This window comes from Thermoleptolyngbya sp. PKUAC-SCTB121, assembly GCF_016919485.1.
Taxonomy (GTDB): Bacteria; Cyanobacteriota; Cyanobacteriia; order Elainellales; family Elainellaceae; genus Thermoleptolyngbya; species Thermoleptolyngbya sichuanensis.
The window spans coordinates 3,220,546-3,234,654 of record NZ_CP070366.1; the positions used below are offsets into that span (position 1 = coordinate 3,220,546).

The following is a 14,109-nucleotide window of genomic DNA, read 5'->3' on the forward strand; positions in this document are numbered from 1 at the left end:
CCTATGACCTCCACCCTCCGCACCCCCCGCCGCATCTTAATCACTGGCGGCGCTGGCTTTATCGCGTCAAACTTGGTCTATCACTGGGCTGAGCAGTATCCGGGCGATCGCCTCGTTGTGTTGGACGCACTCACCTACGCAGGCAACCGCAAAACGCTGGAACCCCTGGAGGCAAATCCCAACTTCCGGTTTGTGCAGGGGAATATTTGCGATCGCCCGCTGATTGACGCGCTGCTGCGGGAAGAGGCGATCGACATGGTGGCCCATCTGGCGGCAGAATCCCACGTCGATCGCTCGATTCTCGGCCCGGCTGCGTTTGTGCAAACCAACGTCGTCGGAACGTTCACGCTGCTGGAAGCGTTTCGGCAGTATTGGGATGGTATGGGACAGCCCGACCACTTCCGATTTCTTCATGTTTCCACCGACGAGGTGTATGGCAGCCTGAACCCCGAAGACCCCGCCTTTAGCGAAACCACACCCTACGCGCCCAACAGCCCCTATTCCGCCTCCAAAGCAGGCAGCGACCACCTAGCGCGGGCCTACTTCCACACTTACGGGATGCCAACGCTGATTACCAATTGCTCCAACAACTACGGCCCGTTCCACTTCCCCGAAAAGCTGATTCCGCTGATGTGCATCAATATCCTGATGGGGCGACCGCTGCCCGTCTATGGCGATGGGCAAAACGTCCGCGACTGGCTGTATGTGGGCGACCACTGCCGGGGGCTGGATACGGTGATTCATCAGGCTAAACCAGGCGAAACCTACAACATCGGCGGCAACAATGAGGTAAAGAATATCGACTTGGTTCACAAACTCTGTGACCTGATGGCGGAACTGGCCCCTAGCCTGCCCGCCGAACCCCGTTCGCTGATTACCTTTGTGAAAGACCGTCCGGGGCACGACCGCCGCTATGCCATCAACGCCACCAAAATCAGAACCGAACTGGGCTGGGAGCCTGCCGAAACGCTGGAAACCGGCCTCCGCAAGACGGTGCAGTGGTACCTGGACAACGCCGCTTGGTGGCAACCGCTGCTCTCGGCTGAATATCAGGATTATTACCAAAAGGTATACGCAGCAAGGCTCGTGCAGGCGGGCTAGGATGGACTGGACTGGCAGCAAAGAAACAAGATGAGATAAGGCACATGTGGGGTTTGCCGTAGCGTCGTAGTAGCGGTGCGGGTTCACCCTGAGTAAGTAACTCCTGCACTGCCACACGGTGCTTTTCACATTCAAGGACTATTGTCTCAGCTTGGGATGGTTTCGCAGTTGTTTGTGAATTTGCTTCCAGCGTTGTTTTTCGGCGAGTTGGGCTTGCTGATCTTGTCGCCGTTCCAGATAAGCTAGCTCGCCTTGTAGCTTTTGGTAGCTGGCAAGCCGTTTGGGGTCAAGCGTTCCGCTGGCGATCGCCCCTTGCACTGCACAGCCCGGTTCCTGCTCATGCCGACAGTCGCGAAAGCGGCACTGAGTCGCCAGCGCTTCAACATCCTCAAAGGTTTGGCTGAGGCTGTCTTCGGTGGCCCAGGGCTGCAATTCACGCATTCCTGGCGTATCCAGCAAGAGCGCGCCAGAGGACAACAGACAGAGCGATCGCCCGGTGGTGGTGTGTCGTCCCCGGCTGTCGTCGGCGCGCACGGCTTGCGTGGCCTGGGCAGCGTGGGCTAGCAAACTATTGGTCAGTGTAGATTTGCCCACGCCAGAGGAGCCAAGCAGCGCCACGGTGTATCCCGGTTGCAAGTAAGAAACGAGCGCATCGATGCCCTCGCCATGCAGAGCGCTGATGGCCACGATCGGCACACCAAACGCCACCTCTTCTAGCTCAGCAAGGCGATCGCCCAGGTTGGGACACAGATCTGCTTTATTTAGCACAATCACAGGCCGTGCGCCGCTATCCCACGCCAACATCAGGTAGCGCTCCACCCGCCGCAGGTTAAAGTCGTGGTCTAGCCCAGTCATGAGAAACACGGTGTCTACGTTCGCCGCGATCACCTGTTCCTCAGTTTTGCTGCCAGCAGCCTTCCGCACAAACTCGCTCTGGCGAGGCAGCACGGCGTGGATGATCGCGTGACGGTCTGATGAGGAAGCGATGCCGTCTGGCGAGGCGAACGCCAGCGCCACCCAATCGCCTACTGCCGGAAAGCTGCGCGGACTCGTTGCCAGATGGCGAAATTTGCCGGAGACTTCACCCGAGTATTCTCCTGTTTCGCAATAAACTTGATAGCGGCCGCGATGCTCTTGAACCACGCGAGCAGGCACATAACCCGCTGCTCGATACGGCGAAAAGTGGGGCACAAAGCGATCGCTCCAGCCCAAGGCTGGAAGTGTCAATTGAGTTGTCATTGGATTTCTCTGTGATTCTGAGATTCTGAACGTTGAAGTGATGGTTCAAACCATCAGAGGTGAAACATCAGAGGCTCACAGAGGACAAGTCCAATCGTTTGAAAATCCAATCGTTTGGAATTTGGGTTCCTCTAGAGCCTATATGAAAGCTGTGTAGCGAGGTTCCATACTGACTCAGACATACCTGGCATCCTCCAAACAAAATTTTCTATACAGCTCAGGCTAAGCCTCAATACCAATGTAACACGATGTACTACGAGCCGACAACACAGAGCTGTCGTCCAGGATTTCAGCAGATTGTATTCAAGCAAATCAACTCCAAAAAGTTAAGGATGCGCCACAAGATACACAGCACATCCTTGCTTCCACTTACTTCATGTCACTTCACATTAGCTCTCTTGCATGAATGCTTTATCCGAGAGCGTGAATCGTTGAGCAGCGGTGCCGCCCAACGATTCACGTAAAAGGTCTATGCTTACTGCTTACTTCAACGGTCTTCAGCGGCACTCCGCCCGGAGCTGACACAGCTTAAACTTGCACCTCAAGACAGAGGCTCAAACAACCTCTCAAGAAAACGGAGCAGGACTCTGGATGGAAAAGCCACCTCAAACCCTACCCCGACCCGGATATTGCGCTCTCGAAAGGAACGTCTGACTAAGATATAGCAAGGTCTCCGGGTCGGAATTGTGTTGTGAGTCACGATCTGAGGGCGATCGCAGCTCGTGCCGTGCTAATGCAGTGCTAATGCAGTCAGCAGACCGCCTGCCTAGCCAACTTTGACCTGGCTGGTGTCCACGTCCGTTGCTCCATTCACGCCGCGAGCGATGGACACCGCACGGCTCAAGTAATCCTGGTTGGGCACTTCACCCTTCAGCACCACCTTGCTGCCCAACTGCGCTACCCACAGGCGCTCCAGATCGTCCAGTTGAGGATCTTCGTCGAAGGCCAGCGCCACACGCTTTGCCAGACCGCTCTCATCAAACGCGCCATCCAGACCAACCTTTTCAGGGGGAATGCCCGCCTGAGCCGGTGCAGGAGCAACAGAAGCGTTTGCAGGCTTTTTGCTGCCGGGGAATAGTCTACTTAGCCAACCCATAGTCTAGGCCTCTCAAAAATTTCAAAAGAGTTCAATTTCAAGTGAATTTACGGTTTCTGGGAATACCCCAGGTAGATTATGAAGTGAGTCCCCTGCTTTTGGGAGGGAAGCAAGGTTAATTTAATAATCCGTGCCAGTGTCCATCAGGCTTTGCAATCTGAAGGGGGGTTCTTCAGTGTTCAAACAAGCTTGCTGAAACTGGAGAGTTTCTGATATGCACGATTGATTTTGAAACTGAGATATTACGTTGTTTGAAGTTTTTCGAGGGTTTTCTGAATCTGGCAAAAGCGCTGCTGTAAACTAGTTTCGACTGCAAAAGGTTATGGTTCGGTCTGGTCAAGGGATTCAGCGTTTTGCGATCGCCCTGCCGCAGCCCGAACAGCATTACTCTGATATAACCCTGTCGCTAGATCGTTTGGAGCCTCTATATCCATGTCGCATTCAGTCAAAATTTACGACACCTGCATCGGCTGCACCCAGTGCGTCCGCGCCTGCCCGTTAGACGTTCTGGAAATGGTGCCCTGGGACGGGTGCAAAGCCGGACAAATTGCCTCCTCGCCCCGCACCGAAGATTGCGTCGGCTGCAAGCGCTGCGAAACGGCTTGCCCCACCGACTTCCTGAGCATTCGGGTTTACCTGGGTGCCGAAACCACCCGCAGCATGGGGCTGGCGTACTAGGTTCTACTAGGTTCTATTTGATTCCACTGATTCCACTAGGGTCTATCTACTGGATTCTGGTTGATCAGATTTTTTCTAAGACTTGTTTAGGACTTGTCTAAGACCTGTCTAGAAACAGATGGCATCGGGGCCTTGCGTCCGCTCCATCCGTTCTTGGATACGCATAGCAACCACCAGCAGGAGGGCGATCGCCCTCCTGTTTTTTATTGCCGATGGCTCGTAGGACGGCTCTTTAGGACAGCTCGTCGTGCGATCGCCGATCCAGCGATCGTGACCAAGGCTGCATTCCTGACGGCGCTTTCTCCTAAACTAGATGGAGCATTGCGAGCATGAGCAACCCTGAAACACGGTCAGACGAGCCAGGAGACCAGAAACCATGTGCGGAATTGTGGGCTATATCGGGACGCAGACAGCCAGCGGCATTCTTCTGGAAGGACTCCGCAAGCTGGAATATCGGGGTTATGACTCGGCAGGCATCGCCACCGTGTGGGAAGGGAAGCTGCATCGCGTGCGGGCAAAGGGGAAACTGTTTAACCTCCAGTCCAAGTTGGAGGGCGAAGAATTGCCAGGATTCGTCGGCATTGGGCACACCCGCTGGGCCACCCACGGCAAGCCCGAAGAACACAACGCCCATCCCCATTTCGACATGACGGGGCAGGTGGCGGTGGTGCAAAACGGCATCATTGAGAACTACCGCGAACTGCGCGAAGAGCTGCGGCAGCGTGGCTATGAGTTTGTCACCGAAACCGATACCGAAGTCATTCCCAACCTTGTTGCCGAGTGCCTGCAAACCATGCGGCAGAATGGCGAGGTAGACAGCCTCTATTCTCCGCTGACGGAGGCCGTGCGGCGCGTGGTGCAGCAGCTAGAGGGAGCGTTTGCCATTGTGGTGCTGGCGGCAGATTATGCCGATGAGATTGTGGTGGCACGGCAGCAGGCTCCGCTGGTGCTGGGGTTTGGGCAGGGCGAGTTTTTCTGCGCGTCGGATGTGCCTGCGATTTTGCCCTATACCCATGCCGTCGTGCCGCTGGAAAATGGCGAAATGGCAACCCTGTCGCCGCTGGGGGTGGAGGTGTATACCTTCGCGGGCGATCGCCTCAAAAAGCACCCCCATCGCCTGACCAGCACCTCCCTCACCACCGAAAAGCAGGGCTTCAAACACTTCATGCTCAAGGAAATCTATGAGCAGCCCAGCGTCGTGCGGACCTGTTTGGAATCCTATGTCAACAGCGAATGGACAGCCGCCAGCAGCACGAATCCGATTAACCTCGGCTTGCCGGACGATCTCTATACTGACCTAGAGCAGATTCACATCGTCGCCTGCGGCACCAGTTGGCACGCCAGCCTCGTCGGCAAGCACCTGCTCGAGCAACTGGCGCAGGTTCCTAGCCAGGTTCACTACGCCTCAGAATTTCGCTATGCCTTGCCGCCGCTGACTCCCAATACGCTGCTGATCGGCGTGACGCAATCTGGCGAAACGGCCGATACACTCTCTGCCATCCACAGCGAAAAAGACCGTCGCGCCAGCCTGTCGGCCGCCTACCAGCCGCGCCTGCTGGGCATTACCAACCGCCTGCAAAGCACCCTCACGCGCCTGGTCGATAGCGTCATCGATACCCACGCCGGAATTGAGATTGGGGTCGCCGCCACGAAAACCTTCATCGCCCAACTGATGGCGTTCTATTGTTTGTCGCTGGATCTGGCCTATCGCCGCCAGACGGTTTCCCCGACGCGACTAGAGGAACTGCTGAAACAACTCTGGCAACTGCCTACCCAGCTAGAGGCGCTGCTGGAAACCCAGGAAAAGCGGATCGAGGAACTGGCCCATGAGTTTGTGGAAACTCAAGATTTCATTTTTTTGGGGCGCGGTATTAATTTCCCGATCGCCCTAGAGGGAGCGTTGAAGCTGAAGGAGATCAGCTACATCCATGCAGAGGGCTATCCGGCTGGGGAGATGAAGCACGGCCCGATCGCCCTGCTGGATGAAAAAGTGCCCGTGGTGGCGATCGCCATGCCTGGAAGCGTTTACGAAAAAGTGCTGTCTAACGCGCAGGAAGCCAAGGCCCGCGATGCCCGACTGATCGGCGTGATGCCGCCCAGCGATCCGCACGCCGCCGAAGTGTTTAACGACCTGCTGCCTGTACCAGAAGTGGATGAACTGCTGTCGCCGCTGCTGACGGTGATTCCACTGCAATTTCTCGCCTATCACATTGCCGCCCGCCGGGGGCTGGACGTAGACCAACCGCGCAACTTGGCCAAGTCGGTGACCGTGGAATAGTCACAGAAATCGCCACGGCTCAGATCATCGCATGGCAGCGGAGCGTCATTTCACGGCGACTTAACGGCGACTTAACAGCGACTTAACAGCGACTCCTGCGTCTGCGTTTGCGCTAACTCAGCGGCGAATGGTCAGGCCTGTCTCGAATCCAGACGGGGCGCGATATTGCTCCGCAACGCTGGCGCAATTGCCCCCAAAATTCCGCCCAACCCGCTTCCCCAATCTCCTGCGCCGCGCCCGCCTCCTGGTTTTGCAGCAGCACCGTAAACGCGCCTGCCCCCAGCCCATCCTGGGGAAACATGCGGTAGCAGGGCAATTCCGTCAGGGGCGACTGAAGCGCCGCCAGCGGGGGCACGGACACAGGCGCAAACTGGGGAAACCGTTCCAGAAACCAGTCCATCACGCCTTCGTTTTCGGCGGGGGAATAGGCGCAGGTCATGTAGGCGAGATGCCCGCCGGGAGCCACCAGCCGCGCCGCGTTGGCCAAAATCCGCTTTTGCCGATTGGCGTTTTTGTTGATGGAAACCGGATGGAAGCAGCCCGGTGCGGTTTCGCCCTTGGCTAGGAGCGATTGCCCCGTGCAGGGCGCATCCACGATGACCAGATCCGCCGCCTGGGGCATTGCCTCTGCTAGCACCTGCGAATCTAGGCTGACGGCGGCCACCCGCTGCGGCGCAGTGTTTTCGGCGGGGGTAAAACATCGCCGCAGGTTCGACACCAGCGCCCCCATGCGCTTGCCGATGGTTTCGTTGCTCAGCAAGAGCGCAGGTTGCAGCGTTGTGCCTGCAAAGATGCCCTTGCCGCCGGGGGAAGCGCAGAGGTCGATGATGGTCTGGGGCGGTCTGCCCGCCTGCGCCTTCAGCAGCGCGATGGGGGAAATGGCGAACACCGACGAAAAATCCAGGCAGTAGAAATACCCTGCCTCGTGCCACGGATGAGCGCCCGGCCGCTCTCCCAGCGCCAGTCGATCGACCGGAGCAGGCTGCCAGGACACGGTGGGGGCGATCGCAAACGGCAAGGACTCCGGCCGCGGGCGACACCAGAGAATGCAGGGGTGAAACGGCTGCGGCTGCGTCAGCGCAGTGACAAAGCGCCCCTGCTCCAGCGGATCATCAAACAACTGGCGGCTGAGCTTGAGCAGAAGGTTTGAGGGCTTTTCCACAGTGTCGATTTTGGATTTTTTAGATTTTAGATTTTGGATTTTGGATTTTGGGTTGGGCATTTTCAGGGCTTCTGGCAATTTTATTTGCAGTTTTATTTGCAGGGGAACTTACAAGAGAACCGACAACCTGGACAACGTGCCCACCAAAATCCAAAATCCCCAATCCAAATTTTGAAACATCGGCCAGCCCTGACAGCGTGCCCACCAAAATCCAAAATCCAAAATCAACCATCCGGAGTCAGGGCAAGGTCGCAAAGGGCGGGCGGGTCCTCCGAAACCGTAGCGGGGAGGGCGCGAGCAAAGGCCAGGAGGCGATCGCCACATTCGGCCGCAGACAACCCTGCCACCTCAATGGGGTAGCGGGGGACGGAACGGCGCGTCAGGTCGTAGGTGTAGGTTTTGTCGTAGTAGGTGAGCAGCAGGTCGAAGGCTTCGGGGAGCCGCCGCGCTTGCAGGAGGGCGATCGCCTCCTGAGTTCGCAGCCCGCCCAAGCGCTTGCGGATGCGCTCGGTGGCGGCAACCAAGTCGTCGGTAGAAAAGCCGCCATAGTCTCTGACCAAAATTTCTAGCCGCTCCGCCTGGGGACGCACCAGCTCCAGCACTGCCGCCCGATCCATCTGGCGAAACAGCGGCTCCGGCACGCGGCAGAGTCCGATGCGCTTGCTTTCGGCTTCGATCCACACGGGCCGCGTCGGGTCAAACCCCGCCCAGCGCACAGCGATTTCGTTTTCAAACTGCTCATTGGTGGGCTGGGGGGGTTGGCCCAACATGCCGAAGCTGCTGCCCCGGTGGTGGGCGATCGCTTCCAGATCTAGCACTTGTTCGCCGCGTTCCGCCAGCGCGTGCAGCACGGCGGTTTTGCCTGTGCCCGTCATGCCGCCCAGAATCCAGATTGGCCGCGTCCATGCGGGAACCGTCAGCGCCCACCGCCGAAAGGTTTTGTAGCCGCCCACCAGCGTCGTCACGGACAGCCCCCCCATGCCCAGCACCCAGGCCACGGCTTCGCTCCGCATTCCGCCGCGCCAGCAGTGCAGCCGCACCGGGCCATTTCCAGCGAGCGATCGCGCCTGGGTGATAAACCCGGCAAACTTTGGCCCTGCCAGAGCAAAACCCAGTTCCACAGCAGCATCGCGCCCCTGCTGTTTGTAGCAGGTTCCCACCTGCGCCCGCTCGTCGTCGGTAAACAGTGGAAAGCTGATTGCGCCGGGAATGTGTCCCTGGGCAAACTCGGCCGGGCTGCGGACATCGAGCAGCACTCCGGGCGCAGCTAGAAAATCGGATAGAGCAAGCGCTTGGGTCATGAATAGATCTAAAAGGGAGCCAGAAGGAACCTGAAGGGGGCGCAAAAAGAGTCGCAAAACCCAGAGAATACCTGGCATTTTGTCCAGATGCCTGCCATACTTCCAAACCGAATTGGAAGTGGTATTATGCCGAAGTTCTTAAGCAATTTTATCGGAGCTTTTATATGTCGTTTTCTCCTGAGGAAGGTGCGGCGATTCTCAAGGCGGTGACCATGAGCGGCATGGCGGTGGCGATCGCCGACATGGGCATTGTCTCTACGGCGATCGAAGCGGCGGCTCTGGCAAAGGAAGTCGTGGGTGCAGCCGCCAAGTACCCGACGAACTCGATTATCCAGGGTGTGTTTACTGAAGAAGCCCTGAAGACCTTCAAGCCCGAAACGCCTAAGGACGTAACGCCCGACAATGCGGTAGACATGGCGATCGCCGCGGTAAACGACGCTCTGACGACACTGGAATCCAAAGCCACCCCTGCCGAAATTGCTGAGTACAAACAGTTTATCTACAGCGCCGCAACCCATGTGGCCGAAGCCGCTGGCAGCGGTCTGTTTGGCTCTGGCGCAAACAAGATCAGCCCTGAGGAAGCCGCAACGCTAGCCAAGCTCAAAACGGCGCTAGCTATCTAAGCTCTGACTGCCTGACACATCTCTGGAAACCCCTGATTTCTCGTAGGGGACGCTGGCCCAAAAGCTCCTCTGACTAAGCCCTCCGGCTCCAACTCAGGAGCTATGGGCTTCGATCCCAAGACAACGAATTTTCTGGGCTTTCGGGACTTGTGTCAGGCAACCAGATCTAAGCTGGCGGTTGATATCGGTTCTTGGTCTTGGATTTGCGATTTTGGGATGCTAATTGGACTGCTAATCTGTACAAGACTTGCAGCAGCTTCATTCAGAGCGCCATCGAGAAGAGTTGAGACTAGATTAGCTTAGTTGAATGCGCGTGAATGCGCGAGATGGCTAACCTCTCCAATTTCAAATCAGCCCTAAGCCATGCACTTATTTTCATTGAACGGTGCGTGGCTTTTTTAGAGGATGTTTGAAAAGTCCTACTGTTTGTAGCAAAGCGTGCAAGATCTCCCTAAATCCCCCTTAAAAAGGGGGACTTTAAGGCGGTTTCCCCCTTTTTAAGGGGGGCTAGGGGGGATCTCTGAGTGCTTAACATTACAAACGATACCTTTTCAAACACCCTCTTAATTCGTCAGTTCAGAAAACTAGATTAACAAGCCAAAATTGCCAAGCCAAATCGCCAATCTAAAATCCAAAATCAACATCAGACGGGCAGCGTAAAGTAAAAGACCGAACCAACTCCGGGCTGAGATTCGGCCCAAATTCGCCCGCGATGCAGTTCTACAATTTTTCGACAAATAGCCAGCCCCAGCCCCGTTCCGGGATAGTTTTCAGCAGTGTGCAGTCGTTGAAAAATTTCAAAAATCGACTTTAGATGGGACGCTTCAATGCCAATGCCGTTGTCGTGTATTGCAAATAGCCAGTCTGTTTCGCGCTGGGTTGCAGTGACCAAAACCTGGGGCGATCGCCCTTCAGTCACAAACTTAATGGCATTCCCAATCAAATTTTGAAAAACCTGGACAAGCTGCACCTGGTTTGCCTGAACGACTGGAAGATTCTCATAGGTAATGCTGGCATTTTTTTCAGCAATGCTCGTTTCCAGGTTTTCCAGAACGATGTCTAAAATCACTGTACAGTCAGTCGTATTTAGCTCACGTTCCTGATGCCCCAACTGGGCATAGCTCAGCAAGCCCTGGATCAACTGCTGCGATCGCCTGCCAGATTCCAAAATTCCCGCCAGATACTCGACGGACGTTTTATCTAGATGAGTCTCATGCTTCATCATCAGCAGTTTGGCAAAGCCCATCATCGTTTGCAGGGGTTGCTGCAAATCGTGAGAAACCGCATAGGCAAACTGCTCTAGCTCCCGGTTGGAATGCAGCAACTCCTCATTGCACTGAATAAGCTGATGCTGGAGTTTTTGTAGGCGCATCTGCGTTTCAACGCGAGCTATTACCTCTGCTTCTTGAAAGGGTTTTGTAATGTAGTCTACACCGCCTGCATCAAACGCTTTTACCTTATCCATGACATCACTCAGTGCGCTAATAAAAATCACTGGGATATGGCTAGTTCTTGGATTGTCTTTTAGGATCTGGCAAACGGCATAGCCATCCATCTCTGGCATTCGCACATCCAGCAAAATGATGCTAGGCAGGCTGGCTTGAATAGAGGCGATCGCGCTTTGTCCACTCAGCGCCTTGCGGACTTTGTATCCTTGTTTTGTCAGGATTGCCGACAGCACCCGCAGGTTATCCGGCATATCGTCGATAATTAAAACATCATCCATATATTGACAGAGAATTTGTAGAGACGTCGGACTGACCGCCTGACACATCTTTAGGCAGCCTCCCAGGGGGATACTAGCAGCGCATGGATTGGATTCTAGAGAACCAGATAAGGTCATAATACTGGGCCTCAGCTTGTTTAGAAGCAAAACAGGGTTCAGGGTCAACGCTAAAGAGGGCAATCGGTGATAGTGGCCGCCCTTGGTTGACCGCCCCCTTGAGCCAGCGGAGACCGATTTTGAGATGATATCGTTCAGGACTCTGGAGATATGCAAATTTCAGCGTCTCATGTCAGCTCACCCTTTCCTACCCACCTTCACGAGATTTCAAGCCTTTTGCCCACTTGTGTCAGGCAGTCAGGCTGGGGAGACTTGGGGTTCGGCTTCAGAAACCGTGGGCGCGGGCTGTAATGGCTGAGCAGGGAGTTGAACTCTGTCCCCATTCGACTCCCTGTTCAACAGGTGAGATGGCCTATCAGGCTGCTCCAATATCCCTTCATCCAAACGAGCCAAGGTAGGCAACGGGGGGTAGACGAGTCTGCGGATGGATCTGAGGGGATGTCGGGTGGCACGTCTGATGCTGGCGATTCCATCTCTTTCTCTGAAGGATTGCCAATGACCGCCATCAGGGTTTTGAAGCGACTGACTCGCTTTTCTGCTTGCTTTTCAGCCATTTAAGTAGATAGACCAGATTAAAAAACAGATCCTGAACCCTGCGCCGCCCGCTGAGCGGGCGGCGCAGGGTCTTTGGGTTTTATGTTTATTAATGTCTACCTACTTAGAATTTCCTCTCCTATTGCACAATACTCGTTCCAGGCAATGCGAGAGCGGCGATCGCCCACTGAAACCGTCGAACGCTGCGGAACTTCGAGCAGCATTTGGGATTCTTGAGCGGCGATTGCCACTCGGGCACGCCAGCAGCCCGCCCATCTGCATGACGTGGCTGTTCGGGTTGACGAGGCCCGTCGGTCTGCCCAGCAAGCCGCCTTTGCTGCCCGGATGCAGACTTACCTAGCGTCGGGCGACCCGATCCTGATGCGAGAGGCGATCGCCTGGATGCAAGCGCGATCGCCCTCGACACCCATGACCTCCTCACCAATGACATAATGAAACCCAGGATCTAAGTAGGGATTCAATCGAGACGACCCTATGGTTTCACTGACGTTGCCCCTGGTGCTGGAGACGACCGAGGTTCATCTTACCGATGAGCAGTTTTATCAGCTTTGCCGCAGTAACCCCGACCTGGCTATTGAACGAAGTGCCAAAGGAGCTTTGATTGTTATGACTCCTGTGGGGGGAGAGGGCGGCAGCTATGAGATGGAATTGGGAGCAGATTTGACCCTGTGGAATCGACAAACCAAAATGGGCAAAACCTTCAGTTCCTCTACCTTGTTTAAGCTGCCGATTGGCGGTGGGGGCGAAGCCAGCGCATCCAGCTTTCGCTCTCCAGATGCCGCATGGGTGGAGCTATCCCGCTGGCAGGCGCTGACCCCAGAACAGCGGCGGAAATTTCCCCCCATCGCCCCTGACTTTGTGATTGAACTGCGCTCTCCCACTGATGACCTGGAACTGTTGCAGGCAAAGATGCAGGAATACATGGATGCTGGGGTTCGATTGGGCTGGATGCTGAACCCCCAGGAACAACAGGTGGAGATTTACCGCCAGGGGCAGCCCAAGGAGGTGCGCGAATTGCCCACAGAACTCTCTGGCGAAGACGTGCTGCCTGGATTCGTGTTGCCAGTATCCCGCTTTGAAGATTGAGGGGTCAGCTCGGCGGAAATTTGCGTAAATTTTTTGCGTAAATTTTTTGCGTAAATTTTTGCGTAAATATTTTTTGCGATTTTTTGCGTAAATTTAGAGAGGCATAAGCTTGGCCGGACTTTAGGGGACTTGGGGGCGGAGGTGTCCCTGCTGAAACTGAGTCCAGGCGGTTTGGAGCGCCGGGGGAGCAGGGGTGCGGGCATCGTAGACCGCGATCACATTCGTCAGGTTGCGTCCGGCAGGATAGACAATTGTGCCCCGCGCTGCCAGCGCCACAGACGCTCCACCGTCTAGGTTCATCGCCTGGTATGCGCCCAACTCTCGCAGGATTTCGGCAGCGCGACGCAGGGAGACTGCATCGATACACGCCACCATCAGCAGTGTCCGACTGTCTTGGGAAAACCCAATGGCAGACCGCCCAGCGGCCGTCTGGGGATTGACCAGATGGGCGGTGGTAAAGCCTTCGGCCCGCACCCGCTCCGCCGTCACCGATACCTGCCCATCCGTCACCAGCCGGGGCCCACAGGTGAGGGAAAACCAGTATTCGCCCCACGCCCGCGGCCGGTTTTCCAGATTGGGCGTGAGCATCTCTGGCCGCTGGTTTTGGCGCAGGCTGAGGGTCGTGCCCCGCGTTTCCCAGGCAAAATAGCGCAGCAATCGCCCTGCTCCTACCATATTTCCCATTACATCCCGATGAGGCGCAGCGGTATTGAAAAATGTGCCATTTGCCACCACAGCCGCCTGCATTCGCCGGACGATTTGCGGGAACGGCTCGTCGCCATAGGAGCGCTGGGGCGTGTTGGCCTGGGGCGCGTCGTTGGCCAGCCCAAGGGTGACCAGGGTTTCTGGCTGCGACAGGTCTACGGTGGTCAGGTGAAAGGCAACGCCCTGGAGCGATCGCCGCTGGGTGTCTACTGCGGCGGCGGGTTGGGCGATCGCCCTGCGAGACACGCCGTAGGCCGCGCCCAGGGCCGCGCTACCCAGCAGGAGCGATCGTCTTGAGAGTTTGTGAGTGAGAGGTGAGTTGTTCATCTTGGCTGGCCTGAGATTTCAATCAGTGCGGAAAAAGTGGCGATCGCCCTCGAAAAATCGTCTATCTCAATCATCCTCAATCATCCAAAATCGCCCATCTAAACTCCAAAATGCA

At 56.1% G+C, this 14,109-nt stretch carries 13 protein-coding genes; 6 read left to right on the plus strand and 7 right to left on the minus strand.

Annotated elements, in window-relative coordinates:
• Positions 1 to 3: 3 nt before the first annotated feature.
• Positions 4 to 1,101, plus strand: coding sequence for a dTDP-glucose 4,6-dehydratase (gene rfbB / locus JTM80_RS13190; protein ID WP_172355918.1), 1,098 nt, complete (start codon positions 4 to 6; stop codon positions 1,099 to 1,101).
• 138 nt (positions 1,102 to 1,239) lie between these two features.
• On the opposite strand, the gene rsgA is transcribed toward rfbB, so the two are convergent.
• Together rsgA and JTM80_RS13200 are read right to left on the minus strand one after the other, a co-directional pair.
• Complete coding sequence (rsgA, locus tag JTM80_RS13195) at positions 1,240 to 2,328, minus strand: ribosome small subunit-dependent GTPase A (RefSeq protein ID WP_172358914.1); 1,089 nt, start codon at positions 2,326 to 2,328, stop codon at positions 1,240 to 1,242.
• 778 nt (positions 2,329 to 3,106) lie between these two features.
• Positions 3,107 to 3,436, minus strand: a complete 330-nt coding sequence (locus JTM80_RS13200) for a BON domain-containing protein (protein WP_172355915.1) — start codon at positions 3,434 to 3,436, stop codon at positions 3,107 to 3,109.
• A gap of 432 nt (positions 3,437 to 3,868) precedes the next feature.
• Here JTM80_RS13200 and psaC point away from each other — a divergent pair, with 432 nt between their 5' ends.
• Together psaC and glmS are read left to right on the plus strand one after the other, a co-directional pair.
• Positions 3,869 to 4,114, plus strand: coding sequence for a photosystem I iron-sulfur center protein PsaC (psaC, locus tag JTM80_RS13205; RefSeq protein ID WP_012307203.1), 246 nt, complete (start codon positions 3,869 to 3,871; stop codon positions 4,112 to 4,114).
• 376 nt (positions 4,115 to 4,490) lie between these two features.
• Complete coding sequence (gene glmS / locus JTM80_RS13210; protein WP_172355913.1) at positions 4,491 to 6,392, plus strand: glutamine--fructose-6-phosphate transaminase (isomerizing); 1,902 nt, start codon at positions 4,491 to 4,493, stop codon at positions 6,390 to 6,392.
• Between the two features lie 112 nt (positions 6,393 to 6,504).
• Here glmS and JTM80_RS13215 read toward each other — a convergent pair whose 3' ends face one another.
• The 3 genes from JTM80_RS13215 to mnmH are packed head-to-tail and all read right to left on the minus strand — an operon-like array spanning position 6,505 to position 8,855.
• Entirely contained in the window at positions 6,505 to 7,554 is a 1,050-nt protein-coding gene (locus JTM80_RS13215) for an RsmB/NOP family class I SAM-dependent RNA methyltransferase (protein ID WP_172355911.1), read from the minus strand.
• Positions 7,555 to 7,573: 19 nt separating this feature from the next.
• Positions 7,574 to 7,786, minus strand: a complete 213-nt coding sequence (locus tag JTM80_RS13220) for a hypothetical protein (RefSeq protein WP_172355909.1) — start codon at positions 7,784 to 7,786, stop codon at positions 7,574 to 7,576.
• Positions 7,779 to 8,855 carry a tRNA 2-selenouridine(34) synthase MnmH gene (mnmH, locus tag JTM80_RS13225; protein ID WP_172355907.1) on the minus strand — a complete coding sequence of 359 codons (1,077 nt, stop codon included), beginning with the start codon at positions 8,853 to 8,855 and terminating at the stop codon, positions 7,779 to 7,781. The genes JTM80_RS13220 and mnmH overlap by 8 nt, the downstream gene beginning before the upstream one ends.
• Before the next feature lie 164 nt (positions 8,856 to 9,019).
• On the opposite strand from mnmH, the gene JTM80_RS13230 reads away from it, so the two are divergent.
• Positions 9,020 to 9,478, plus strand: coding sequence for a hypothetical protein (locus JTM80_RS13230; RefSeq protein WP_068509002.1), 459 nt, complete (start codon positions 9,020 to 9,022; stop codon positions 9,476 to 9,478).
• Between the two features lie 643 nt (positions 9,479 to 10,121).
• On the opposite strand, the gene JTM80_RS13235 is transcribed toward JTM80_RS13230, so the two are convergent.
• Entirely contained in the window at positions 10,122 to 11,204 is a 1,083-nt protein-coding gene (locus JTM80_RS13235) for a response regulator (protein ID WP_172355905.1), read from the minus strand.
• A 936-nt stretch (positions 11,205 to 12,140) separates the two neighbouring features.
• Between JTM80_RS13235 and JTM80_RS13240 the strand changes: the two genes are divergently transcribed.
• Entirely contained in the window at positions 12,141 to 12,308 is a 168-nt protein-coding gene (locus tag JTM80_RS13240; RefSeq protein ID WP_172355903.1) for a hypothetical protein, read from the plus strand.
• Positions 12,309 to 12,350: 42 nt separating this feature from the next.
• On the plus strand, positions 12,351 to 12,962 hold the full coding sequence (locus JTM80_RS13245; RefSeq protein ID WP_205369586.1) for a Uma2 family endonuclease: 612 nt from the start codon (positions 12,351 to 12,353) through the stop codon (positions 12,960 to 12,962).
• Between the two features lie 120 nt (positions 12,963 to 13,082).
• Here the strand turns inward: JTM80_RS13245 and JTM80_RS13250 are convergent, their stop codons facing one another.
• Positions 13,083 to 13,994 carry a phosphodiester glycosidase family protein gene (locus JTM80_RS13250; RefSeq protein WP_172355899.1) on the minus strand — a complete coding sequence of 304 codons (912 nt, stop codon included), beginning with the start codon at positions 13,992 to 13,994 and terminating at the stop codon, positions 13,083 to 13,085.
• Between the last annotated feature and the right edge of the window lie 115 nt (positions 13,995 to 14,109).